This is a genomic window from Streptomyces sp. NPDC107500, assembly GCF_055582785.1.
In genome coordinates this window covers 554,749-576,623 of the sequence record NZ_JBVJPF010000006.1, presented here as the reverse complement: position 1 = coordinate 576,623, position 21,875 = coordinate 554,749, and the positions used below count along the sequence as shown (strand labels likewise).

The following is a 21,875-nucleotide window of genomic DNA, read 5'->3' as shown; positions in this document are numbered from 1 at the left end:
CGTGTCGAGACCGCCGGGAGGATGACAACGTAGTCATCGCCAAATGATCAAAACCCCTGTTCAGAAGGGGGTTCAGGTGGCACGGCGCTGCGGTATGGTCTGCCGACCCTTGGCACGGCGGATCGAGGAGCGTGCGCGTGTTCAACCGGAACCGAGGCCTGCGTCGGGTGGCGGCCATCGTGTCCATATCGTCGCTGGTCACCGGCTGCGGCATTCTGTCGTCCGACAGCTCGGAGGACGAGGGGCCGATCGTCGTGGGGACGACGAGCGCGCCCAGCACTCTGGACCCGGCGGCCTCCTGGGACGGCTCCTGGGAGCTGTTCCGGAACATCTACCAGACGCTGCTCAGCTACCCCAACGGTGCGACCGCGCCCCAGCCCGACGCCGCCGAGGAGTGCGCCTTCACCGACTCCACGAACCAGGTGTACCGCTGCGAGCTGCGCGACGGCCTGACCTTCTCCAACGGGGACCGGCTCGACGCGCGGGCCGTCAAGCACTCGATCGACCGGATCAAGGACATCAACGTCAACGGCGGTCCCGCCGGACTGCTGGGCAGCCTGGAACGCGTCCAGGCGCCGAGCGAGCGCGAGGTGGTCTTCCACCTCAACAAGCCCGACGCCACCTTCCCGTTCGTGCTCGCCACGCCCGCCATGTCGATCGTCGAGCCCGGCAGCTACCCCGCGAAGGAGCTGCGCGAGGACGGCCAGGTCGTGGGCTCGGGACCGTACACGCTGGAGTCGTACGAGGACGGCGAGCGCGCCGAACTGGTGCGCAACGACCACTACGAGGGCTTCGCCGACCGCGAGAACAAGGCGGTGACGATCCGCTACTTCAAGGACTCCGCCGGCATGGTGAAGGCGCTGCGCGACGGCGACATCCAGGTGACCTACCGGGGACTCGCGGCCGACGACGTCGTCACGCTCCAGGGCAAGGCCGGCCGGGACGAGGAACTCCAGCTGGTCGAGGGCAGCGGCACGGAGATCAGCTACCTGGTGTTCAACCCCGAGGACCCGTGGGCGGGCCGCAAGGAGGTCCGCCGGGCCGTCGCCCAGGTGATCGACCGGGCGGCGATCGCGCACACGATCCACCAGGACACGGTCGACCCGCTGTACTCGATGGTCCCCAAGGGCCTGACCGGACACACCACGGGCTTCTTCGACGACTACGGCGACCCCAGCGTCCCCAAGGCCCGCGAGATCCTCACCGGCGCGGGCATCACCCAGCGCGTCCCGCTCACCCTCTGGTACACCACCGACCGGTACGGCTCCGAGACGGCGAAGGAGTTCAAGGAGATCAAGCGGCAGCTCGACGCCTCGGGCCTGTTCCGGGTCACCCTGAAGAGCCGCCCCTGGAAGACGTACGTCACCGGCTACCAGAAGGGCGAGTACCCGGTGTTCGGTCGCGGCTGGTCCCCGGACTTCCCGGACGCGGAGAACTTCATCGCCCCGTTCGTCGGTGAGCAGAACGCGCTCGGTACGCCCTACCCCGCGCCGGAGATCACCGGTGAGCTGCTGCCGCGCTCCCGCCGGGAGAGCGACCGGGCCAACGTGGAGCGGGAGTTCGAGCGGGCGCAGCAGATCATGCTGGACGACGCGCGCCTGCTGCCGTTGTGGCAGGGCAAGCAGTACGTGGCCGCGAATGCCGACATCTCGGGCGCGGAGCAGGCCATGGACCCGTCGACGATCATGATGATGTGGCGGCTCTCCCGGAAGACCAGTTGGTAGGCGGCCCGGTTGTCAGTGGTCGCCGGTAGGTTCGTGAGGAGTGGAAAGCGACCGCACAGCGTAAGGAAGTTGACGTGACCGACACCGCCATGCTGCCCGAGTCCTGGCGCGAGGTGCTGGGCGACGAGCTTCAGCAGCCCTACTTCAAGGAGCTGACGGAGTTCGTCGAGGAGGAGCGGGCGAACGGCCCCGTCTACCCGCCGCGCGAGGAGGTCTTCGCCGCGCTGGACGCCACGCCGTACGACCGGGTCAAGGTGCTGGTCCTCGGGCAGGACCCGTATCACGGCGAGGGCCAGGGCCACGGGCTGTGCTTCTCCGTCCGGCCCGGGGTGAAGGTCCCGCCGTCCCTGCGGAACATCTACAAGGAGATGCACGCGGAGCTGGGCACGCCCGTCCCGGACAACGGATACCTGATGCCCTGGGCGGAGCAGGGCGTCCTCCTGCTCAACGCGGTGCTCACGGTCCGGGCGGGTGAGGCGAACTCGCACAAGGCCCGCGGCTGGGAGCGTTTCACCGACGCGGTGATCCGCGCGGTGGCCGACCGGCCGGACCCGGCGGTGTTCGTGCTGTGGGGCAACTACGCGCAGAAGAAGCTGCCGCTGATCGACGAGACCCGGCACCGGGTGGTGAAGGGGGCGCACCCCTCCCCGCTGTCGGCGAAGAAGTTCTTCGGCTCGCGTCCGTTCACGCAGATCAACGAGGCGGTCGCGGCCCAGGGCCACGAGCCGGTCGACTGGACCATTCCGAACCTGAAGTGACCCGGAGGTGCGGGCCGGGTCCGCCGTCGCCCGGCCCGCGCCTCCCGGTGCGGCCTGAGCCGGATCGTGGCCGCCTGCGGTTAGCGTCGGTCGTGACAGCCGACGAGGGCACGGAGGACGTGGTGGCCAAGGGACGGGAGCAGGCGGCGCCGGATGCCGTGCTGACGCGCATCGGCCAGGTCGTCATGCTGCATCACGCGGGCGACCGCGAGGAGGCCCGGGACCGCTTCCTCGGCCTCTGGGCGGAGATCGGCGAGCACGGCGACCCCCTGCACCGGTGCACGCTGGCCCACTACCTGGCCGACACCCAGGACGACCCGGGCGACGAACTGGCCTGGGACCTTCGCGCGTTGGCGGCCGCCGAGGAGATCACCCAGGACCCGCCCGCCGGTCCCCACGAGGGCACGCTCGCCGCGCGCGCCCTGTACCCCTCGCTCCACCTGAACCTCGCGGACGACTACGACCGCCTCGGCCACCGCGAGGCCGCCCGCCTGCACCTGCGGCGCGCCCGGGGCGCGGCCGAGTCACTGGCCCCCGACCGGTACGGCGAGGGTGTGCGCGCGGCGATCGGCCGGCTGGAGCGCCGCCTGGACGGCGCGGGCGGTGGTACGGACGGGCCCGAGCGTCCCGGCGGATGGCCGAGACCACCGCGGCAGCGGCCCTAGGCATGAGTGGCGCCCGTGCGCCGTCGTACTCAGGGGCCGTACGCCTGCTCGCAGATGCGGGATTCCGGGCTGCCGGGGCGCCAGCCGCCGTACCGCTTGCCGAGTGAGCACACGTCCGTGTTCCGGCCGGTCGAGGGCGCGTGTGGGAGTGCGGTGACCCCGGGGTCGGGCACCCTCGGCCGTTGGGTCCGAGCCGGTGTCTCGGGCCGGGCGGGCCGTGGCCGCCGCTCGGGGCGGGCCCGGGCGGCCGGCGCCTCCTGCGGGGGCGGCCCGGCGGCCGGGGGCTCCGTACCGCGCGGTTCCCGGGCCGCGCGGTCCGGGGTCGGCGAGGGGCCGATCATCTCCAGCGCCTCCCGGGCCGGCGCCTGGACGACCCGGGGTCCGGCCGGTCCGTCCGGGCGCGGCGCCTGGGAGCGGGCGCCCGCCGGGGCCGGGTCGGCGGCGGCCGGGCCGTGGACCGTCGTACAGCCGGTCAGGGAGGTGACGGCCAAGGTCACCAGGAGCGTCGCTGTGGTCCTCGTTCGATGCACCCGCGTCACTCTGCTGGTTCGGGTCCGTTCCTCGGCGCCGGACGAGCGGAGGTTGCCCCGCACGGGTGATCTCAGGCCCCGTACGGAGGCCCGGTGGCCGTCGGGGGTGACGTCAGTCGCCCGTGGCACCGTCCAGGCACTCCCGGATCAGGTCGGCGTGCCCGTTGTGACGGGCGTACTCCTCGATCATGTGAGTGTGGATCCAGCGCAGGCTGAAGCGCTCACCGGTGCGGGCGTGCTTTCCCCGGCCCATGTCGTCCAGGGGGAATCCGGCCGCGTTGCGCCGGGCCGCCTCGATCTCGGCCTGCCAGGTCGCGCGCGCCTCCTGCCAGGTGTCCGACGCGGTCACCCGGAACTCACCGTCCGGATCCGCGTCCGAGTAGTAGATCGGGCCCGCGTCCTCGGCCGCCAGCACCCTGCGGTACCAGCTGCGCTCCACCTCCGCCATGTGCCGCACCAGTCCCATCAGGGTCAGCCCCGACGGGCTCACGGAGGCCGTGCGCAGCTGTTCGTCGGTGAGGCCCTCGCACTTCCACGCGAGCGTCTGGCGGTGGTACTCGACCCAGCCCTCCAGCATGGTGCGTTCGTCGGCATCGGGGTCGGGCTCGCGGCGTTCGGTAGTCATGCCGGCATCCTCGCCCGGCGCCGTCCCCGTGCGCCAGGGAGTTTCAGCCGCCCAGCATGCCGTCCAGGATCTCCCGCAGTCCCGACCGCACGTCCCGGAGGCCGGGCACCTCGGCGTGGAAGGTGCCGGCCACGCAGCTGAACATCAGTCCGTCCGCCCAGGCGACCAGCGAGAGCACGTGGCGCTCCGGGTCCGGCGAGCCCAGCTCCGTGACGAGTCCGCCCAGCCGCTCCCGGAATCGGGCGCCCGCCGCGTCGAAGTGGGCCCGCAGCTCGGGCCGGCGGGTGGCCTCCAGGGCCAGTTCGTAGCGGGCCAGCGTCAGGTCCCGGTTGAGGGTCAGCGCGCGGTGCGTCGCCAGTGCCAGCGCGTCCACCAGGGGGTCGAGGCCGGCGCGCGGGTCCGGCATCTCGTGCAGCGCCAGCACCCGTTCCTCCCGGTCGGCCAGGCGCCGCACCGCCAGTTCGAGCAGGGCCTGCCGGGTACGGGCGAGGTTGGAGGTGGAGCCCTGCGGGAGTCCGGCCGTCTCGTCGACCGCGCGGTGCGTCAGCCCGCGCATCCCGCGCTCCGCGAGCAGGGCGAGCGCCGCGTCTGCGACCAGGTCGGAGCGGGAGGCGGCGGTGGGGGTGGCGGGGGCCGCGGAGGGCACGGAGGCCGGGGTGGAGGGGGGCATGGAGGTCAACCTACCCGACCGCACTACGGCTGTAGTACAGTCGGCGACAGGAGCTACTACACCTGTAGTGACGAGAGCGGTGGAGAGAGCCATGGCACGGACAAGGCGGGCCGTCGTGATCGGCGGCGGCATCGGTGGCCTCACCGCGGCGGTGGCCCTGCACCAGAACGGACTGCGGGTCACCGTCCTGGAGCGGGCCGCCTCCCTGCGGCCGGTCGGCGCGGCCATCTCCCTGTCGCCCAACGCCCTGCGCGCGCTGGACGTCATCGGGCTCGGCGACGAGGTCCGCGACCTCGCCGCCTGGCAGGGCGACGGGGGAGTGCGCACGCCGGGCGGACGCTGGCTCTCCCGGTCCAGCGCGGAGGCCGCCGCGGCCCGGTTCGGCGGTCCGCTGGTGCTGCTGCACCGGGCCACCCTCATCGACCGCCTGTCCGAGCGGCTGCCCCCGGACGCCGTCCGCACGGCCGCCGACGCGATGCTCGCCGACCCCGGCGACCACGATCGCCCGGCCAGGGTGCGCACCGCGGGCGGCGAGTGGGAGGCCGACCTGGTCGTCGCCGCCGACGGCATCCGCTCCGGGGTGCGCCGCAGGTTGTTCCCGGACCACCCCGGCACCGTGTACTCCGGCTTCACCACCTGGCGGGTCGTGATTCCGCTGCCCGGCGTCGAGTTCGCCTCCCACGAGACGTGGGGGCGGGGCCGCATCTGGGGCACACACCCGCTCAAGGACGGCCGGGCCTACGCCTACGCCGCCGCCGTCGCCCCGGCCGGCGGACACGCGGAAGACGAGCGGGCGGAGCTGCTGCACCGCTACGGCGACTGGCACGACCCGATCCCCGCGGTGCTCGCCGCGGCCCGCCCCGAGGATGTCCTGCGCCACGACGTGCACCACATCTCCGCACCGCTGCCCGCCTACCACCGCGGCCGGGTCGCCCTGCTCGGCGACGCCGCGCACGCCATGCCGCCCAATCTCGGGCAGGGCGGCAATCAGGCCATCGAGGACGCGGTCGTCCTCGCCCACCACAGCCGGGACCTCGCCGCCTACACGGCCGCCCGGCAGCCCCGTGCCAGTGCCGTCGCCCGCCGGGCCGTCCGGGTCGCCCGTCTCAACCTGATGACCAGCCGCGCCGGTATCGCGGCCCGTGACGTCGCGCTGCTCGCGCTGTCCAAGGCGGCACCCGCTCTCTTCCTGCGGGGCTTCGACGGCATCGCCGACTGGCGGCCACCGCAGCCCCCGTATGCTTCAGCGCGGACCAGGACCGGCGAACGATAGAGGAGCGCACCCCGTGAAGGTCGGCTGCATCGGACTCGGCGACATCGCGCGGAAGGCCTACCTGCCGGTGCTCTCCGCCCTGCCGGGGGCCGAACTGCACCTGCAGACCCGCACCCCCGCCACCCTCACCCGGGTCGCCGACGGACTGCGCCTGCCGGAGGCCCAGCGCCACGCCGACCTGGACTCACTGCTCGCCCAGGGCCTCGACGCCGCCTTCGTGCACGCGCCGACCGCCGTCCACCCCGAGATCGTGACCGGGCTCCTGGAAGCCGGCGTCCCGACCTACGTCGACAAGCCGCTCGCCTACGAACTCGCCGAGTCCGAACGGCTGGTGGCCCTCGCCGAGGAGCGGCGGACCAGCCTCGCCGTCGGCTTCAACCGCCGTTACGCGCCCGGGTACGCGCAGTGCGCCGAGCACCCGCGCGAGCTGATCCTCATGCAGAAGAACCGCACCGGGCTGCCCGAGGAACCGCGCACGATGATCCTCGACGACTTCATCCACGTCGTGGACACGCTCCGCTTCCTGGTACCGGGACCCGTCGACGACGTGACCGTGCGTGCCCGCGTCCAGGACGGGCTCCTGCACCACGTCGTGCTCCAGCTCGCCGGGGAGGGCTTCACGGCGCTCGGCGTCATGAACCGGCTCAGCGGTTCGGCGGAGGAGATCCTGGAGGTCTCCGGTCAGGACACCAAGCGCCAGGTGGTCAACCTCGCCGAGGTGATCGACCACAAGGGTCAGCCCACCGTGCGGCGGCGCGGCGACTGGGTGCCGGTCGCCCGGCAGCGCGGCATCGAGCAGGCGGTGCTCGCCTTCCTCGACACGGTGCGCGCGGGGCGGGTGCTCAGTGCCCGGGACGCGCTGGAGACCCACGATCTGTGTGAGCGGGTGGTACGCGCGGTCCACGAGCGTTCCGCCTGAGCCGCACCGCCCGTACGCCCTCGCCGGCGCCCCACGACGCGAGGATGACCAGCGCCGCGTACACGGTCCAGTCGCCGAGGCGCACGTACGGCGTGGTGCCGTGCGTGAGGGGGAGCTCGTACACCCGCGCGGTGCTCGCGTCGGTACCGAGCCGGGAGCCGATCCGCTTCCCGTTCGCGTCGTACACGGCGGAGACGCCGGTCAGCGTCGAGTGAACCATCGGCCGGCCGGTCTCCGCGGCGCGCAGCGCGGCGAGCGAGGCGTGCTGCGCGGGAGCCCAGGTGTGCTGGAACGTCGACGTCGACGACTGGGCGACCAGCACCTCCGCGCCGTCGGCGGCCAGCTGGCGGCTCATGTCGGGAAAGGCGCTCTCGAAGCACACCATCGGGCCGATCCGCAGCCCGTCCCCGACGTTCATCACCACCTGCTCGGTGCCCCGCCTGCGGTCCTCGCCGGCCGCCTCGCCGACGGAGGTGGCCCAGCCGAGCAGGGAGCGGGCCGGTACGTACTCCCCGAAGGGCACCAGCCGCATCTTGTCGTACCGGTCGCCGGTCGGGCCGTCGGGGCCGACCAGCACCGAACTCTTGTAGATGCCCGGCTTGTCCGAGCGCCGCGCGTCCACGTTGACCAGGATCTCCGCGCCGGTCTCCCGGGACAGCGCCGCCAGCCGGCGGGCCAGGTCGGGCCGGTCGTCCAGGTCGAAGCCGACGCTGCTCTCGCCCCAGACGATCAGATCGAGGTCCCGGCCGGCGAGCCCGCGGGTGAGCCGCTCCTCGCGGTCGAAGCGCCGGTCGGCGCTGTTCGCGCCGTCCACGATGCCGGGCTGCACCACGGCGATCGCGGCCCGTTCGTCGGTGTCGGGGCGCGGCGACCAGACCCAGGCCGCGGAGGTGGCGGCCGCGGTGGCGACCAGCCCGGCCAGCGCGGGCATCCGCGCCCGGCGGACGGCGACGAGCACGGCGACGGCGACGTTCACCGCCACCACCAGGAAGCTCAGCAGCCAGACCCCGCCGACCGAGGCCAGCCGCAGCGCCGGGGCCACCTCCCACTGGCTGGACCCGAGCATCCCCCAGGGGCCGCCGAGCCCCTGCCAGGAGCGGACCAGTTCCGCGGCCAGCCAGCCCGACGGCAGCACCAGGAGCGCCGCCGCGACCCGGCCGGCCGAGGGCGCGCCGCCCAGCAGCCGCCGCACCAGCCAGCCCCACGGTGCCCACAGCGCGCCGAGCAGCGCCGCGATCACGAAGGTGAACACGTGCAGGTTCGGCAGCAGCCAGTGGTGCATGGCGAGCATGAAGCCGAAGCCGGCGCACCACCCGTCGTACGCCGCCCGCTTCCCGGTCGGCGCGGTGCGGGCCAGCAGGATCCAGGGGACCAGCGCGAACCAGGCCCACCACCACAGGGCGGGGCCCGGGAACGCGAGTACGGGCAGCGCTCCGGCGAGCACGGCGGCGGCCGAGCGCCACCACGGGGAGGCGAGCCGGCGGTCGAGCGTCTTCATGGGCGGCTCCCTACCCCCCGATGCCTACAGTGTGCGCCCGCGACGAGGGCGAATTTCAGTTGATCACACCGGATGCCGATGGTGCGCAAGGCATGTGCAACGCGTTCTCCACGTCCTAGAGTGATCGATGATCGATCAAATCGGAGGTGCTCATGAACCGACCCATCACCGTGGTCACCGGCGGCAGCCGTGGCATCGGCGCGGCGACCTGTCTGCGCCTCGCGGCGGACGGACACGACCTTGCCGTCGGCTACGCGCGGGACTCGGCGGCCGCCGAGGCCGTCGTCGCGGGCGTGCGCGAGGCGGGCGGACGCGCGGTGGCGGTACGCGCGGACACCTCGGTCGAGGCCGACGTCGAGCGCCTCTTCGACGTGGCGGAGGAGCGGCTCGGGCCGGTGACGGGCCTGGTGAACAACGCGGCCGTGACCGGTCCGCTGGGGTGCCTCGCCGACAGCGACACCGCCGACCTGCGCCGGGTCCTGGACGTCAACCTGCTCGGCGTGCTGCTGTGCGCCCGGCGCGCCGCGCGGCTCATGACGGCGCGGGGGACCGGTGTGATCGTCAACGTCTCGTCGGGCGCCGCGACGCTCGGCAGCCCGGGGGAGTACGTCCACTACGCGGCGGCCAAGGCGGGCGTCGACACGCTGACGCTGGGGCTGGCCAAGGAACTGGGGCCGGACGGTGTCCGGGTCAACGCGGTCGCGCCCGGCGTCATCGACACCGAGATGCACGCGGCGGCGGGCGCGCCGGACCGGGCGCGGCGGATGGGGGCGGCGGTGCCGATGGGCCGTGCCGGACGGGCGGAGGAGATCGCGGCGGCGATCTCCTGGCTGATGTCGCCCGACGCCTCGTACACGACGGGGACGGTGCTCCGGGTGGCCGGCGGGCGCTGACAGCGGGCGGGTGCCGGGGGGGGCTCCGGGTCAGGCGGCCTCGATGACCTCGCCGCGGATCGCGGTCGCCCACTCGACCACCAGCAACTCGTACTCCACGCGCTCCTGCGCCGACAGGGTCCCGCCCGCGCGGCGCCACAGCGCACGGATCTTCTCGTTCAGTTCCGCGGCCGAGCGCACGGAACCAGGGGTCGCGTAATCGGGGGACATGCGGACCAGCGTAGGCCCAAGCGCTGACGGTGCGCTACCGGACGGCTACAGGAGCGGTCGCGCTCAGCCCGCGGACTCCGCGGCGTGGGGGCTGAGCGCACCGGTGCTGACCAGGGCGATGATGACGATGCCGAGCGCGATGCGGTACCAGACGAACGGCATGAAGCTCTTCGTGGAGATGAACTTCATGAACCAGGCGATCACCGCGTATCCGGTGCCGAAGGCGATGACCGTCGCGAACAGCGTCGGTCCCCAGGAGACGTGGTCGCTCTCCATCGCGTCCGTCAGCTCGAAGAGCCCGGAGGCGAGCACCGCCGGGATCGCGAGCAGGAACGAGTACCGGGCCGCCGCCTCGCGCCGGTAGCCCATGAAGAGGCCGCCGCTGATCGTGGCCCCGGAGCGGGAGACGCCCGGGATGAGGGCCGCCGCCTGGCAGACGCCGTAGATCAGGCCGTCCCGGACGGTCAGGTTCTCCAGCTCCTTGCGCGCGCGGGGAGCGCGGTGCCGGCCGCCCTTCTCGTCCCGCGCGGCCATCCGGTCCGCGATGCCGATGATCACACCGACGACGATCAGCATCGTCGCGGTGATCCGCAGGTCGCGGAAGGGCCCCTCGATCTGGTCCTTCAGGGTCAGGCCGAGTACGCCGATCGGGATCGAGCCGACGATCACCAGCCAGCCCATGCGCGCGTCGGGGTCGCGGCGCATCGACTTGTCGGTCAGCGACCGTGTCCACGCCGAGATGATGCGCCCGATGTCCTTGCGGAAGTAGATGAGGACCGCGGCCTCGGTGCCGATCTGCGTGATCGCCGTGAAGGCGGCGCCCGGGTCGTGCCAGCCGGAGAACGCCGCCGTCAGGCGCAGGTGCGCGCTGGAGGACACGGGGAGGAACTCGGTCAGCCCCTGGACGAGTCCGAGGATGAGTGATTCGAACCAAGACATGAAGTTACTGAGTCCAAGTGCTGAGCGAGAAAAGGGCGATGGGCGCGCCGGACCCCGAAGTCGGATGATCGGGACCGGCTGTGCCGAGGGGCAGCGTAGCGTCCCAAAGTGAAGTCCGGCCCACAGGGGTCAAAGGTCTCCTAGGCGGCCGTCGGGCCCGTCACGGTCCAGCCGTCGGCCTGTGGATGGGCGGTCAGGTCCTCGTGCCGGACGGTGTCGCCGCAGGCGCGGCAGGTGATCCGCGGGACCAGCTCGCTGCCGCAGATGTGCTCGATCACCATGGGGCGGTCGTCGTCGGCGCGCAGGTGGCGGTCGCCCCAGGCCATGAGGGTCATCAGTACCGGTTCCAGCTCCAGTCCCGCCCGGGTCGGCCGGTACTCGAAACGCTGCGGGCGCTCGCTGTACGGCTGCTTGGTCAGGATGCCCGCGTCCAGGAGCCGCCGGAGCCGGGTGGCGAGGATGTCGCGCGGGGCGCCGGTGTTGCGGACCAGCTGGTCGAAGCGGCCGTTGCCGAGGCAGACCTCGCGCAGGACGAGCAGGGAGTACTTCTCCCCGACGAGCGCCAGGGTGTCGGCGATCGAGCAGGGGCGCGGGTTCTTGGGGGCGGCGGCCATGGCGCCCAGCATAGGGGAGGGTTTGTTTTTCAAACTCGCAGGGCTATGGTGAGTCCAGAATTCCTACTCACTGGTAGTCGCCGGCAGCCGGAGGCCCGCAGCATGCGTGAAGCAGTCGTCGTCGAAGCCGTACGCACCCCGATGGGCAAGGGCAGGCCGAACGGCGCCCTCGCCCACGTCCACCCCGTGGAACTCCTCGCGCACACGCTGCGCACCCTCGTCGAGCGGTCCGGCGTCGACCCGGCGCTGATCGACGACGTCATCGGCGGCACCGTCGACCAGGTCGGCGAGCAGGCCATGAACACCACCCGCTACGCCCTGCTGTCCGCGGGCTTCCCCGAGTCCGTGCCCGCGACCACCGTGGACCGGCAGTGCGGCTCCTCCCAGCAGGCCGTCCACTTCGCCGCGCAGGGCGTCATGGCCGGGGCGTACGACCTGGTCGTCGCCTGCGGGGTCGAGTCGATGAGCCGCGTCCCGATGTGGTCGAACGTGCCGGCCGGCGCCGACCCCTTCGGCCCAGGCGTCGCGGCCCGCTACCCGGACGGACTCGTCCCGCAGGGCATCAGCGCCGAACTGATCGCCGCCAAATGGTCGCTCTCCCGCGAGCGGATGGACGCCTTCGCCGTCTCCTCGCACCGGAAGGCCGCCGCGGCCTGGGAGTCAGGGCGTTTCGACGCCGAGATCGCGCCCCTGGACGGGGTCTCGCGCGACGAGTGCGTACGCCCCGCGTCCAGCGTGGAGGTCCTCGCCGGTCTCCGGCCCGCCTACCGCGACCCGGCCTTCGCCGAGCGCTTCCCGCAGATCGAGTGGAACATCACCGCGGGCAACGCCAGCCCGGTCAACGACGGCGCCTCGGCCGTGCTGATCACCTCGGCCGAGACCGCGGCCCGCCTCGGCCTGCGCCCGCTCGCCCGCCTGCACAGCTTCGCCGTCACCGGCTCCGACCCGCTGCTGATGCTGACGGGCGTGATCCCCGCCACCGAGAAGGTGCTGCGCCGGGCGTCGCTCTCCCTGGGGGACATCGACCTGTTCGAGGTCAACGAGGCGTTCGCGAGCGTGGTGCTGGCCTGGCAGCAGGAGACCGGAGCCGACCTCGGCAAGGTCAACGTGCACGGCGGGGCCATCGCGCTGGGCCACCCCCTCGGTGCCAGCGGCACCCGCCTGACCACCACCCTCGTCCACGCCCTCAGGGAGCGCGGAGCGCGCTACGGACTCCAGACCATGTGCGAGGCGGGCGGCCTCGCCAACGCCATGATCCTGGAGGCCGTGTAACGCGCCGTCAGTGCCCGCGCAGCCGGTGCCGCTTGCGCCAGGCCACCGCCGCGCCCGCGAGCCCCGGCAGGGCGATGCAGGCCAGCGCGATCAGGAAGGCCGGAGAAGTCGGCGTCGAGGCGCGGGCCCCGGCGACCACGTAGGCGGCGGTGTTGGGGATGGACCCCAGTCCCGTCGCCAGGAGGAAGGGGAGCAGGCCCATGCGGGACACCGCCGCGCAGTAGTTGGCCGCGGCGAACGGCACCCCGGGGAACAGCCGGGCGGCCAGCATCGAGCGGAAGCCGTGCCGGCTGAGCTGCCCGTCCGCGGCCTTCAGCCACTTGCCCCGCAGCAGTGGACGCAGCGCCTCCTGGCCCAGCACCCGGCCCAGGCAGAAGGCGATCCCGGCGCCGAGCACCGTCCCCGCCAGCGCGGAGGCGAGGCCGAGCTGCGAGCCGAACAGCGCACCCGCGGCCAGGTTCAGCAGCGGACGCGGCACGAAGGCGACGGTGCACAGCCCGTAGGCCACCGCGTAGGCGACGGCCGCCGCGGCTCCGCCGAGCTGTGGCGGCCAGCCGTCGGTGAGCAACTGCTGGGGCTGGAAGAGCAGAACCGTGGTCGCGGCCGAGGCCAGCAGGGCGACGAGCAGGGAGAGCCGGGACCACGGGGAGAGCAGGACTCTGGTCACGCGGGCGGCGAAGCCGGTCGGTGCGGCCGGTGGGACCGGCCCGCCGGCGGTGGCGACGGCGAGTTCCGTTGCGGCGGTCCGGGGAGTGACCGTGGCGGTGCCCCCAGAGCGGGTGGTGGCATCGAGCATCCGGTGACACTAACCGACAAATGTGTGTGATCGCCGTATGGAGCGTCTCACGGGCGTCACAGCCGAGTGAACCCCCGCCCCGCGCCCTGCCGGTTCCGCCCTGTTCACCGGGCCACCGGACGCACCGTCGCTCTCTCGCACCACTCGCGAAAACCATTCGACGTGGAACAGGGCGTCGGCGAAGATCTGCCTCATGTTCCGGTACGCCTTCCACCTCGCAGCATCCGCCGTCGCGGATGCGCCGAAGGCTGCCGTCCACTTCTTCCCGGCCGCCGCCGACGGCGCCCGAAGCTGACCCTCCCCGGACACTCCGGCGGACCCCCCAGGGGGAGGGTCGGCCGGACACCGGGGTCCCCACCACCGCCACGAGGCTTCGAGGTACCGCCATGTCCAAGACGGCGTACGTCCGCACCAAACCGCATCTGAACATCGGCACGATGGGCCATGTCGACCACGGCAAGACCACCCTGACCGCCGCCATCACCAAGGTCCTCGCCGAGCGCGGCGCCGGCACGTTCGTGTCGTTCGACCGCATCGACCGGGCCCCGGAGGAGGCGGCGCGCGGCATCACCATCAACATCGCGCACGTCGAGTACGAGACCGACACCCGGCACTACGCGCACGTCGACATGCCCGGCCACGCCGACTACGTCAAGAACATGGTCACCGGCGCCGCCCAGCTCGACGGGGCGATCCTCGTCGTGTCCGCGCTGGACGGGATCATGCCGCAGACCGCCGAACACGTCCTGCTCGCCCGGCAGGTGGGCGTCGACCACATCGTGGTCGCGCTCAACAAGGCCGACGCCGTCGGAGACGGCGAGGACGCGGTGCTGACCGACCTCGTCGAACTGGAGGTCCGCGAGCTGCTCACCGCGCACGGCTACGGCGGTGACTCAGTGCCCGTCGTACGGGTCTCGGGGCTGAGGGCACTGGAGGGCGACCCCCGGTGGACGGCGTCCGTCGAGGCGCTGCTCGACGCCGTGGACACCTACGTGCCCATGCCGGAGCGGTACTTGGACGCGCCGTTCCTGCTGTCGGTGGAGAACGTGCTCACCATCACCGGCCGCGGCACGGTCGTCACCGGCGCGGTCGAGCGCGGCACGATCCGCGTCGGCGACCGGGTCGAGGTGCTCGGGGCGTCCGTCGAGACGGTGGTCACCGGTCTGGAGACCTTCGGCAAGCCGATGGAGGAGGCCCAGGCCGGGGACAACGTCGCGCTGCTGCTGCGCGGTGTCGGCCGCGACGCCGTGCGCCGGGGGCACGTGGTCGCCGCGCCCGGCAGCGTCGTGCCCGCGCGGCGCTTCTCCGCGCGGGTGTACGTGCTGTCGGCGCGGGAGGGCGGGCGTTCCACGCCGGTCGCCACGGGATACCGGCCGCAGTTCTACATCCGGACCGCGGACGTGGTCGGCGACGTGGACCTCGGCGACGTTGCCGTCGCCCGGCCCGGTGACACCGTCACGATGACGGTGGAGCTGGGGCGGGACGTGCCGCTGGAGACGGGGCTCGGCTTCGCCATCCGCGAGGGCGGGCGGACCGTCGGGGCGGGGACGGTGACGGCGGTGGAATGAACTCCCGCACAATGGGGGAGTGAACGAAGCCGTACCCGTCAGCCGCGTCACCGGCCACGGCACCGCCAAGCTCATGCCCGACGTCGACCGGCGGCGGGCATGGCTGCTCACCGTGGACGGGGCACCGCAGTCCTACGTCGACCTGGACGAGCCGGCGCACCTGGAGTTCGAGTACACGCGCCGGCTCGGCCACGTCCTGGACACCGTCGCCGAGCCGGGCCGCGCGCTGGACGTGCTGCATCTCGGCGGCGGGGCGTTCACCCTGCCGCGGTACCTGGCCGCGACCCGGCCCGGGTCGCGGCAGGACGTCGTGGAGGTGGACCGCGGGCTGCTGGACCTGGTCGCCGAGCACCTGCCGCTGCCGGACGGCGCGGACATCACCGCGCACGGCGCCGACGCCCGCGCCTGGCTCGCCGCCGCCCCCGCCGACTCGGCCGACGTGCTGGTCGCCGACGTCTTCGGGGGCTCACGCGTGCCGGCGCGGCTGACCTCCGTCGAGTACGCCCGCGAGGCGGCACGGGTCCTGCGCGCCGACGGCGTGTACGTGGCCAACCTCGCCGACGGTGCGCCGTTCGGCTTCCTGCGCGGCCAGTTGGCCGGCTTCGCCACGCTCTTCGGGGAACTGGCGCTGATCGCCGAACCGGGGGTGCTGCGCGGGCGCCGGTTCGGCAACGCGGTCCTCGTCGCCGCGGGCCGGCCCCTGGACATCCCGGCGCTGGCCCGGCGCACCGCCGCCGACGCCTTCCCGGCCAGGGTCGAACACGGGGCGGCCCTGCGGGACTTCATCGGCGGCGCGCGGCCGGTGCGGGACGCGGACGCCGTACCGTCGCCCGAGCCTCCCGCCGGGGCGTTCGGCATCGGCTGAGCGGCGCCTACGACTCGGTCGGAGGTTCCTCGGTGAGCCGCACGGTGCTGAGGATCTTCTGGATGGTCGCCTCCGGGACCTCCTCGTCGACGCCCTTGGCGCCGTACAGGTTCCAGGTGACGAAATCGCCCGCGCTGTTCTGGAACGCGAAGGTGATCGCCTTGCCCTCGGTGTCGCACTTGCCCTTCTGGGGCGTGCCCTGCGAGTACGCGGTGATGACGCTGCCCTTGATGCCGGACGTGGTGGTGTACGCCTTCGGCTTGCCGTACTTCACGCTCTTCTTGTCCGGCTGGGTGTAACCGCCGAAGATCCACCACGGCACCCGCGTCTCGGCCGCCTGGTCGGTGTCCTTGGCGCCGCTCTCACCACGGGTGCCGGTGGTCGCGAGGGCGGTGCTCTCCTTGCGGCCGTCCTTGTTCTCGTCCGTGGTGCACCACTCGGACTTCAGGTAGGCGGGGGCGGTGACCGTCGTGCGGTCGGTCTTGCCCTTCTCCTCCCACTCGAAGCCGACGCTGGTGTCCTTGCTGTCGATCTCCCAGTCCGCGGGCACGTCGAACATGGTGCCGAAGCGCGGGTTGGCGACGACCTTCCAGCCGTCGACGGTGGCCTGCGCCTCCTCGCCGCCGCGCGGGTTGTCGTCGGAGCCGGACGCGCTCGGATCCGTGGACGGGGTCTCGGACTTGTCGGCGGACGCGCTCGCTGACGGCTTCTTGTCCTTGCCGTCGTCCGCCTGGTCGTCCTTGTCGCCGCCGAGTACCAGGAACCCGGTGACACCGGCGGCCACCACCACGGCGAGGGCCGCGACGATCGCGACCAGCTTCGTCCGGTTCCCGCCACCACCACCGCCCGGAGCGGGCTGCGGTGCCCCTGCGGGCTGCGGCGCCCCCCACTGCTGCTGCCCGTACTGGCCGGGCTGCTGCTGGTATCCCGGCTGCTGGTAGGGATTCGGCTGTTGGTACCCCGGCTGCTGGTACGGATTGTTCTGCGGGTTCTGCTCGCCCCCGGGCGGCTGCTGTCCTGGCCACATGAGCAGTCACCCTAATGCCGCCCAGGACACGATTGGGTCACTGGGCCTTGTCAGGGACGTACCAGAAGTGAGGAGCCCTCGTGACGGGTCGCGCGCAGGCCGCCCGGGCCGGGTCTGGCCCTTCGATGCTACTCATGGGTAACCTGCCTCCATGAGCGCAGATCAGATGTCGATCGGCGAGTTGCTCGCCGCCACGGTGCCGATGGTCAGGACCCTGAACCTCGAGTACCTGGAGACCACTCCGGAGAAGGCCGTCCTGGCCCTCCCGGACCAGAGCGAGTACCGCAACCACGTGGGCGGACCGCACGCCGGGGCCATGTTCACCCTGGGCGAGTCGGCCAGCGGCGCGATCGTGCTGGCCGCCTTCGGCGACCAGCTCTCCCGGGCCGTGCCGCTGCCGGTCACCGCCGAGATCGCCTTCAAGAAGATCGCGCTCGGCCCGGTCACCGCCACCGCGACGCTCGGCCGCCCCGCCGCCGACGTCGTCGCCGAGCTGGACGCCGGGAGCCGCCCCGAGTTCCCGGTCAGCGTCGCCATCCGGCGCGAGGACGGCGCGGTGACCGGTGAGATGACCGTCATATGGACCCTGCGTCCCAACAGCTGACCTCCCGCGAACCGGTAGGCTTCCCGGGTGCGCCTTCGCCGAGGCGCACCCGGGAACAGGTACGCGAAGCGGAGGATGCGCGTTGCACGTCCAGGAGTGGCTCGACACGGTGCCCGCGGTGGCCGTCTACGCCGTCGTCGGACTGGTCATCGGTCTGGAGAGCCTGGGCATCCCGTTGCCCGGCGAGATCATCCTGGTGTCGGCGGCCCTGCTGTCGTCGCAGCACGGGGGTATCGACCCGCTGGTCCTCGGCGCCTGTGCCAGCGCGGGTGCGGTGATCGGCGACTCCATCGGATACGCCATCGGCCGCAGGGGCGGCCGGCCCCTGCTGGCCTGGCTGGGCCGCAAGTTCCCCAAGCACTTCAGCGAGGGCCACATCGCCACCGCCGAGCGGTCCTTCCAGAAGTGGGGCATGTGGGCCGTGTTCTTCGGCCGCTTCGTCGCCCTGCTGCGCATCTTCGCGGGACCGCTGGCCGGTGTGCTGCGGATGCCGTACTGGAAGTTCCTGATCGCCAACGTCCTCGGCGGCATCGTCTGGGCGGGCGGCACCACCGCCGTCATCTACTACGTCGGAATCGTCGCGGAGTCCTGGCTCAAGCGCTTCTCGTGGCTGGGCCTGGTGCTGGCGGTCGTCATCGGCGTCGCCTCGATGCTGATCGTCAAGCGCAAGGCAGCCAAGGCCCAGCCGCTTCCTGCCGGGGAGTGAAGCGCCCCGGCAGGGGCGCGGGGAACTGCGCGACCAGCCACGAACCACCCGCACCCGGCCTCCTACAGAACTTCCCCCAACGCCCCCCGATGCTCCCCGGCCAGCGCCGCGTACATCGTGCCGTTCAGCGTCACCCCGGCCCGCTCCTCCTCCGTCAGCTCCCGCCTGACCTTCGCCGGCACCCCCGCGACCAGCGAGCCCGGCGGCACCCGCATCCCCTGCGGCACCAGCGCCTGCGCCGCGACCAGCGAACCCGCGCCGATCACCGCGCCGTTGAGGACCGTGGCACCCATGCCGATCAGGCAGTCGTCCTCGACGGTCGCGCCGTGCACCACGGCGTTGTGCCCGATGGAGACCCGCTCGCCGACCGTGACGGGGAAACCGGGGTCGGCGTGCAGCGTGCAGTTGTCCTGGACGTTGCTGTCCGCGCCGACCGAGATCCGCTCGACGTCGCCGCGCAGCACCGCGCCGTACCAGACGCTCGCCCCGGCGTGCAGGGTCACGTCCCCGATGACCGAGGACGTCGGTGCCACGAAGGCCCCCGCGTCCACCTTGGGCTCCTTGCCGGCGATGCCCGTGATCAGCGCCTTCTGCGTCATCTCCGCCTCCTGTTCGGGTGATGTACGGCACCGTACGCCACCCGGTGGGGTGAAGATCACAGCACTCCGCGCTCATGCCCGCACCGCCCGCCGACTACCGTGAGCGGGTGCCCAAGCGCAAGAACACGTTCTCTTCCTGGCGGAGCCGCCTGGCGCAGCGGGCCGTCCACGCGGGCTGGGCCTGGGTGCAGCGCACCGGCTCCGTCACCGCCGCACACCCCGGGCGCTTCCGCTTCGGCGCGCTGGGCACGGGCACCCGGCTCGCCTTCCCGCTCGGCACGGTCTTCGGCGAACCCTGGATCCACGTCGGCGCCCACTGCATCATCGGCGAGCAGGTCACGCTGACCGCCGGGCTCATGCCCGACCTCGACCTCGGTCCCGAGCCGATCCTGCGCATCGGCGACGGGGTCGTCCTCGGGCGCGGCAGTCACGTCATCGCCGACACCACCGTCACCATCGGCAGCGACTGCTACTTCGGCCCGTACGTCTACGTCACCTCCACCAACCACTCCTACGACGATCCGCACCAGCCCATCGGCAAGCAGTGGCCCCGGATGGACCCGGTCGAGATCGGCCCCGGCTGCTGGATCGGCACCGGCGCGGTGATCCTGCCCGGCGCGCGGATCGGGCGGAACGTGGTCGTGGCCGCCGGCGCCGTGGTGCGGGGCACCGTCCCCGACCACGCCGTGGTGGCGGGCGCGCCCGCCAAGGTCGTACGGCGCTGGACCCCCGCAGAGGGCTGGCAGCCGCCGCTGCGGACCCCGGCCCCGGTGCCGATCCCCGACGGGGTCACGCCGGGACAGCTGCGGGAGTTGTCGGGGCTGGACGGCGAGGCGCTGGCCAGGCTGGCGGAGTTGGACGACGACCGGCCCGAGGCGACGGGCAGGCTCGCGGAACCGGCCGCCGAGAGCTGAGCGCCGGCCGCGACCGTGCGGCGGCCGGGTCAGCCCGTGGCCAGCAGCAGGGTGCCCACCAGGGCGAGGCCCGCGCCCGCCGCCTGCACGGCGCGCAGCCGTTCGCTGAGGAACCCGCGCGCGGCCAGCGCGGTCACCACCGGGTACAGGGAGGCCAGTACCGCCGCCACCGTCACCGGGCCGTGCTGGGCGGCGATCGAGTACGTGCCGTTGGCCGCGACGTCGGCGAGCCCCACGAAGCCCAGCGCGGGCAGCGAACCCCACGGGAAGCCCTCCGGCGGCAGTGCGGGAGCGCCGCGCCGGACGGACAACCACAGGGCCGCTCCGCCGGCGGCGACGTTGGTGACGCGCTGGACGAACAGGGCGAGGAAGAGGCCGGTGAGCGTGGTCGACGCCTCCGCGATCAGGGCCATCACGGCGCCGAACCCGAAGGCCGCGACGAGGGTGAGGGCGACCGTCCGCCGCTGGACCGGCGCGCCGCGCAGCTGCGGACCGCCGGCGAGCACCACGCCGGCGACGGCGACCAGGATCCCGGCGAACTGGGGCAGCCCGGGGCGCTCGCCGAGGGCGAGGCCCACGCCCACCGGGACGGCCACACCGAGCGAGCCCAGGGGCGAGACGACGCCCATCGGGCCGAGCGCGAGCGCCTTGTAGAAGGCGAGCATCGCCACCGGACCGACCAGACCGGCGGCGACCGCGAACCAGAGGTGCGCGGACGCCTCGCTCCAGGCGCAGGTCGCGGCCACGATCGTGCCGAGGACGACGACCGCGACCGACTGGGAGACGACGACCACCGTGAGCGCGGGCGTGCGCCGGGTCAGTACCCCGCCGCCGAAGTCGGCCATGCCCCACAGAAAGCTGGTGGCCAGGGCGAACAGCGCTGTCATGATCCGGTCGCCTCGCAGTACAGTTCGGTGAACCTTCGGGTGCAGCAGACCATAGTTCACTGGACTGCACTGCGTCATCCAAAATAATGCACGAAACGGTGCGCGATACGGTGCACGAACTCATGAAGGCAAGGGACGGAACGTGGCGGACCTCGACCTGCTGACCCAGTCCCTGGCGCGCAACGTCAAGCGCTGGCGCACCGAGCGCGGCTTCACCCTGGAGGCACTGGCCGGCCGCGCGGGCGTCAGCCGCGGCATGCTCATCCAGATCGAGCAGGCCCGCACCAACCCCAGCCTGGGCACCGTCGTCAAGATCGGCGACGCGCTCGGCATCAGCATCACCACACTGCTGGACTGGGAGCAGGGCCCCAAGGTCCGCGTCGTCCCCGCCGAACAGGCGGTACGCCTCTGGCACACCGACGCCGGCAGCTTCAGCAGGCTGCTCGCCGGGGTGGAGGCGCCCGGGCCGCTCGAGATGTGGGAGTGGCGGCTGATGCCGGGGGAGAGCAGCCCCTCCGACCCGCACCCCACCGGCACGGTCGAGATGGTGCACGTCACGGCCGGGGAACTGACGCTCACCGTCGACGGGGCGGCGCACAGCGTCCCGGCCGGCGCCAGCGCCTCGTTCGAGTCCGACACCCCGCACACGTACGGCAACGAGGGCGCGGAGCCGATGGAGATGATCATGGCCGTGTCGGTGCCGCCCGTCCGCTGAGACGGTCGTCCCGCGCACCGGTGGCTGTTGTTAGCGTGCGGCCATGCACGCACCCATCGGGAACTTCGACAGCGCCACGCCCGCACCGGACTGCCTCGACGAGCTGACCCGCCCGGTCGCCGACGCCGTACGCGACTGGCGCGGCGGCGTCCCCGCCGAGCAGATCGTCTACGTCGACACCGACCCGGAATGGGCCGACACCGCCACCTTCGTCGAGCACTACGGCCGTGACCTGCTCGAACGCTCCGCGAACTGCGTGGTGGTCACCGGCAAGCGGGCCGGCGGCAACACGCTCGCCGCCTGCCTGGTCCTCTCCACCACCCGCGTCGACGTCAATGGCGTCGTCCGCCGTCACCTCGGCGCGCGCAAGGCGTCCTTCGCCCCGATGGACACCGCGACCGGCGAGACCGGCATGGAGTACGGCGGCATCACCCCGCTCGGCCTGCCCGGCGACTGGCCCCTGCTGGTGGACCCGGCCGTCGTCGACCTGCCCTACGTCCTCGTCGGCAGCGGGCGCCGGCGCGGCAAGCTGCTGGTGCCCGGCAAGGCCTTCGCCGAACTGCCGGGCGCCGTCGTCCTGGAGGGGCTGGGCGTCGCCTGACCG

At 72.7% G+C, this 21,875-nt stretch carries 25 protein-coding genes; 14 read left to right on the top strand and 11 right to left on the bottom strand.

Annotation, left to right across the window (positions count from 1 at the left end):
- Window positions 1–137 precede the first annotated feature (137 nt).
- From ACZ67M_RS26300 to ACZ67M_RS26290, 3 genes are all read left to right on the top strand, one after another.
- Window positions 138–1,724 carry an ABC transporter substrate-binding protein gene (locus tag ACZ67M_RS26300; RefSeq protein ID WP_469853004.1) on the top strand — a complete coding sequence of 529 codons (1,587 nt, stop codon included), beginning with the start codon at window positions 138–140 and terminating at the stop codon, window positions 1,722–1,724.
- Between the two features lie 74 nt (window positions 1,725–1,798).
- Window positions 1,799–2,482 (top strand): uracil-DNA glycosylase, encoded by a 684-nt coding sequence (gene ung, locus ACZ67M_RS26295; RefSeq protein ID WP_361355619.1) that lies wholly within the window; start codon window positions 1,799–1,801, stop codon window positions 2,480–2,482.
- A gap of 122 nt (window positions 2,483–2,604) precedes the next feature.
- On the top strand, window positions 2,605–3,147 hold the full coding sequence (locus ACZ67M_RS26290) for a hypothetical protein (RefSeq protein ID WP_469853058.1): 543 nt from the start codon (window positions 2,605–2,607) through the stop codon (window positions 3,145–3,147).
- A gap of 29 nt (window positions 3,148–3,176) precedes the next feature.
- Here ACZ67M_RS26290 and ACZ67M_RS26285 read toward each other — a convergent pair whose 3' ends face one another.
- The 3 genes from ACZ67M_RS26285 to ACZ67M_RS26275 form a co-directional block, all read right to left on the bottom strand.
- Window positions 3,177–3,686, bottom strand: a complete 510-nt coding sequence (locus ACZ67M_RS26285) for a hypothetical protein (protein ID WP_469853002.1) — start codon at window positions 3,684–3,686, stop codon at window positions 3,177–3,179.
- Window positions 3,687–3,789: 103 nt separating this feature from the next.
- The gene (locus ACZ67M_RS26280; RefSeq protein ID WP_365640615.1) at window positions 3,790–4,302 is read right to left on the bottom strand and encodes a DinB family protein; all 513 of its coding nucleotides are present in this window, start codon (window positions 4,300–4,302) and stop codon (window positions 3,790–3,792) included.
- A gap of 43 nt (window positions 4,303–4,345) precedes the next feature.
- Window positions 4,346–4,972, bottom strand: a complete 627-nt coding sequence (locus ACZ67M_RS26275) for a TetR/AcrR family transcriptional regulator (protein WP_392102782.1) — start codon at window positions 4,970–4,972, stop codon at window positions 4,346–4,348.
- A 91-nt stretch (window positions 4,973–5,063) separates the two neighbouring features.
- Here ACZ67M_RS26275 and ACZ67M_RS26270 point away from each other — a divergent pair, with 91 nt between their 5' ends.
- Together ACZ67M_RS26270 and ACZ67M_RS26265 are read left to right on the top strand one after the other, a co-directional pair.
- Window positions 5,064–6,245 carry an FAD-dependent monooxygenase gene (locus ACZ67M_RS26270; protein WP_469853000.1) on the top strand — a complete coding sequence of 394 codons (1,182 nt, stop codon included), beginning with the start codon at window positions 5,064–5,066 and terminating at the stop codon, window positions 6,243–6,245.
- Between the two features lie 13 nt (window positions 6,246–6,258).
- A complete protein-coding gene (locus ACZ67M_RS26265) occupies window positions 6,259–7,164 on the top strand; it encodes a Gfo/Idh/MocA family protein (RefSeq protein ID WP_469852999.1) in 906 nt (301 codons plus the stop codon).
- On the opposite strand, the gene lnt is transcribed toward ACZ67M_RS26265, so the two are convergent.
- Window positions 7,088–8,662: an apolipoprotein N-acyltransferase gene (gene lnt, locus ACZ67M_RS26260; RefSeq protein ID WP_469852997.1), complete on the bottom strand. Its 1,575-nt coding sequence runs from the start codon at window positions 8,660–8,662 to the stop codon at window positions 7,088–7,090. The two genes, ACZ67M_RS26265 and lnt, sit on opposite strands and share 77 nt — an antisense overlap.
- Window positions 8,663–8,814: 152 nt before the next feature.
- Between lnt and ACZ67M_RS26255 the strand changes: the two genes are divergently transcribed.
- A complete protein-coding gene (locus ACZ67M_RS26255; protein WP_469852995.1) occupies window positions 8,815–9,555 on the top strand; it encodes an SDR family oxidoreductase in 741 nt (246 codons plus the stop codon).
- Between the two features lie 30 nt (window positions 9,556–9,585).
- Here the strand turns inward: ACZ67M_RS26255 and ACZ67M_RS26250 are convergent, their stop codons facing one another.
- From ACZ67M_RS26250 to ACZ67M_RS26240, 3 genes are all read right to left on the bottom strand, one after another.
- Complete coding sequence (locus tag ACZ67M_RS26250) at window positions 9,586–9,765, bottom strand: hypothetical protein (RefSeq protein WP_079163440.1); 180 nt, start codon at window positions 9,763–9,765, stop codon at window positions 9,586–9,588.
- A 63-nt stretch (window positions 9,766–9,828) separates the two neighbouring features.
- Window positions 9,829–10,704 carry an undecaprenyl-diphosphate phosphatase gene (locus tag ACZ67M_RS26245; protein WP_125493726.1) on the bottom strand — a complete coding sequence of 292 codons (876 nt, stop codon included), beginning with the start codon at window positions 10,702–10,704 and terminating at the stop codon, window positions 9,829–9,831.
- 140 nt (window positions 10,705–10,844) lie between these two features.
- Window positions 10,845–11,318: a winged helix-turn-helix transcriptional regulator gene (locus ACZ67M_RS26240; RefSeq protein WP_361355632.1), complete on the bottom strand. Its 474-nt coding sequence runs from the start codon at window positions 11,316–11,318 to the stop codon at window positions 10,845–10,847.
- Window positions 11,319–11,420: 102 nt separating this feature from the next.
- On the opposite strand from ACZ67M_RS26240, the gene ACZ67M_RS26235 reads away from it, so the two are divergent.
- Entirely contained in the window at window positions 11,421–12,590 is a 1,170-nt protein-coding gene (locus tag ACZ67M_RS26235; protein WP_392238066.1) for a thiolase family protein, read from the top strand.
- 7 nt (window positions 12,591–12,597) lie between these two features.
- Here the strand turns inward: ACZ67M_RS26235 and ACZ67M_RS26230 are convergent, their stop codons facing one another.
- Window positions 12,598–13,386, bottom strand: coding sequence for a TVP38/TMEM64 family protein (locus tag ACZ67M_RS26230; RefSeq protein ID WP_352153468.1), 789 nt, complete (start codon window positions 13,384–13,386; stop codon window positions 12,598–12,600).
- Between the two features lie 386 nt (window positions 13,387–13,772).
- Here ACZ67M_RS26230 and tuf point away from each other — a divergent pair, with 386 nt between their 5' ends.
- Both tuf and ACZ67M_RS26220 read left to right on the top strand, forming a co-directional pair.
- Window positions 13,773–14,954: an elongation factor Tu gene (gene tuf, locus ACZ67M_RS26225; protein ID WP_469852992.1), complete on the top strand. Its 1,182-nt coding sequence runs from the start codon at window positions 13,773–13,775 to the stop codon at window positions 14,952–14,954.
- A gap of 19 nt (window positions 14,955–14,973) precedes the next feature.
- Window positions 14,974–15,819, top strand: coding sequence for a spermidine synthase (locus ACZ67M_RS26220; protein WP_361355637.1), 846 nt, complete (start codon window positions 14,974–14,976; stop codon window positions 15,817–15,819).
- Window positions 15,820–15,826: 7 nt separating this feature from the next.
- Here the strand turns inward: ACZ67M_RS26220 and ACZ67M_RS26215 are convergent, their stop codons facing one another.
- The gene (locus tag ACZ67M_RS26215) at window positions 15,827–16,846 is read right to left on the bottom strand and encodes a DUF8017 domain-containing protein (RefSeq protein ID WP_122620977.1); all 1,020 of its coding nucleotides are present in this window, start codon (window positions 16,844–16,846) and stop codon (window positions 15,827–15,829) included.
- Between the two features lie 166 nt (window positions 16,847–17,012).
- On the opposite strand from ACZ67M_RS26215, the gene ACZ67M_RS26210 reads away from it, so the two are divergent.
- Window positions 17,013–17,450, top strand: a complete 438-nt coding sequence (locus ACZ67M_RS26210; protein WP_361356396.1) for a DUF4442 domain-containing protein — start codon at window positions 17,013–17,015, stop codon at window positions 17,448–17,450.
- An 82-nt stretch (window positions 17,451–17,532) separates the two neighbouring features.
- Window positions 17,533–18,156, top strand: coding sequence for a DedA family protein (locus tag ACZ67M_RS26205; RefSeq protein WP_361355639.1), 624 nt, complete (start codon window positions 17,533–17,535; stop codon window positions 18,154–18,156).
- A gap of 62 nt (window positions 18,157–18,218) precedes the next feature.
- On the opposite strand, the gene ACZ67M_RS26200 is transcribed toward ACZ67M_RS26205, so the two are convergent.
- On the bottom strand, window positions 18,219–18,755 hold the full coding sequence (locus tag ACZ67M_RS26200) for a gamma carbonic anhydrase family protein (protein ID WP_122620974.1): 537 nt from the start codon (window positions 18,753–18,755) through the stop codon (window positions 18,219–18,221).
- A gap of 107 nt (window positions 18,756–18,862) precedes the next feature.
- Between ACZ67M_RS26200 and ACZ67M_RS26195 the strand changes: the two genes are divergently transcribed.
- Window positions 18,863–19,669 (top strand): acyltransferase, encoded by an 807-nt coding sequence (locus ACZ67M_RS26195; protein WP_360889311.1) that lies wholly within the window; start codon window positions 18,863–18,865, stop codon window positions 19,667–19,669.
- 29 nt (window positions 19,670–19,698) lie between these two features.
- On the opposite strand, the gene ACZ67M_RS26190 is transcribed toward ACZ67M_RS26195, so the two are convergent.
- Window positions 19,699–20,556 carry an EamA family transporter gene (locus ACZ67M_RS26190; RefSeq protein ID WP_469852990.1) on the bottom strand — a complete coding sequence of 286 codons (858 nt, stop codon included), beginning with the start codon at window positions 20,554–20,556 and terminating at the stop codon, window positions 19,699–19,701.
- A 142-nt stretch (window positions 20,557–20,698) separates the two neighbouring features.
- On the opposite strand from ACZ67M_RS26190, the gene ACZ67M_RS26185 reads away from it, so the two are divergent.
- Both ACZ67M_RS26185 and ACZ67M_RS26180 read left to right on the top strand, forming a co-directional pair.
- Complete coding sequence (locus ACZ67M_RS26185) at window positions 20,699–21,271, top strand: helix-turn-helix domain-containing protein (protein WP_361355643.1); 573 nt, start codon at window positions 20,699–20,701, stop codon at window positions 21,269–21,271.
- Between the two features lie 43 nt (window positions 21,272–21,314).
- The gene (locus ACZ67M_RS26180; RefSeq protein WP_385795423.1) at window positions 21,315–21,872 is read left to right on the top strand and encodes a YbaK/EbsC family protein; all 558 of its coding nucleotides are present in this window, start codon (window positions 21,315–21,317) and stop codon (window positions 21,870–21,872) included.
- Window positions 21,873–21,875 lie beyond the last annotated feature (3 nt).

Excerpts from the sequence above, each read along its gene's own strand:
- ACZ67M_RS26280 (WP_365640615.1), bottom strand. The coding sequence starts at position 4,302 with ATGACTACCGAACGCCGCGAGCCCGACCCCGATGCCGACGAACGCACC.
- ACZ67M_RS26275 (WP_392102782.1), bottom strand. The coding sequence starts at position 4,972 with ATGCCCCCCTCCACCCCGGCCTCCGTGCCCTCCGCGGCCCCCGCCACC.
- ACZ67M_RS26270 (WP_469853000.1), top strand. The coding sequence starts at position 5,064 with ATGGCACGGACAAGGCGGGCCGTCGTGATCGGCGGCGGCATCGGTGGC.
- lnt (WP_469852997.1), bottom strand. The coding sequence starts at position 8,662 with ATGAAGACGCTCGACCGCCGGCTCGCCTCCCCGTGGTGGCGCTCGGCC.
- ACZ67M_RS26255 (WP_469852995.1), top strand. The coding sequence starts at position 8,815 with ATGAACCGACCCATCACCGTGGTCACCGGCGGCAGCCGTGGCATCGGC.
- ACZ67M_RS26250 (WP_079163440.1), bottom strand. The coding sequence starts at position 9,765 with ATGTCCCCCGATTACGCGACCCCTGGTTCCGTGCGCTCGGCCGCGGAA.
- ACZ67M_RS26245 (WP_125493726.1), bottom strand. The coding sequence starts at position 10,704 with ATGTCTTGGTTCGAATCACTCATCCTCGGACTCGTCCAGGGGCTGACC.
- ACZ67M_RS26240 (WP_361355632.1), bottom strand. The coding sequence starts at position 11,318 with ATGGCCGCCGCCCCCAAGAACCCGCGCCCCTGCTCGATCGCCGACACC.
- ACZ67M_RS26235 (WP_392238066.1), top strand. The coding sequence starts at position 11,421 with ATGCGTGAAGCAGTCGTCGTCGAAGCCGTACGCACCCCGATGGGCAAG.
- ACZ67M_RS26230 (WP_352153468.1), bottom strand. The coding sequence starts at position 13,386 with ATGCTCGATGCCACCACCCGCTCTGGGGGCACCGCCACGGTCACTCCC.
- tuf (WP_469852992.1), top strand. The coding sequence starts at position 13,773 with ATGTCCAAGACGGCGTACGTCCGCACCAAACCGCATCTGAACATCGGC.
- ACZ67M_RS26215 (WP_122620977.1), bottom strand. The coding sequence starts at position 16,846 with ATGTGGCCAGGACAGCAGCCGCCCGGGGGCGAGCAGAACCCGCAGAAC.
- ACZ67M_RS26210 (WP_361356396.1), top strand. The coding sequence starts at position 17,013 with ATGTCGATCGGCGAGTTGCTCGCCGCCACGGTGCCGATGGTCAGGACC.
- ACZ67M_RS26200 (WP_122620974.1), bottom strand. The coding sequence starts at position 18,755 with ATGACGCAGAAGGCGCTGATCACGGGCATCGCCGGCAAGGAGCCCAAG.
- ACZ67M_RS26190 (WP_469852990.1), bottom strand. The coding sequence starts at position 20,556 with ATGACAGCGCTGTTCGCCCTGGCCACCAGCTTTCTGTGGGGCATGGCC.
- ACZ67M_RS26180 (WP_385795423.1), top strand. The coding sequence starts at position 21,315 with ATGCACGCACCCATCGGGAACTTCGACAGCGCCACGCCCGCACCGGAC.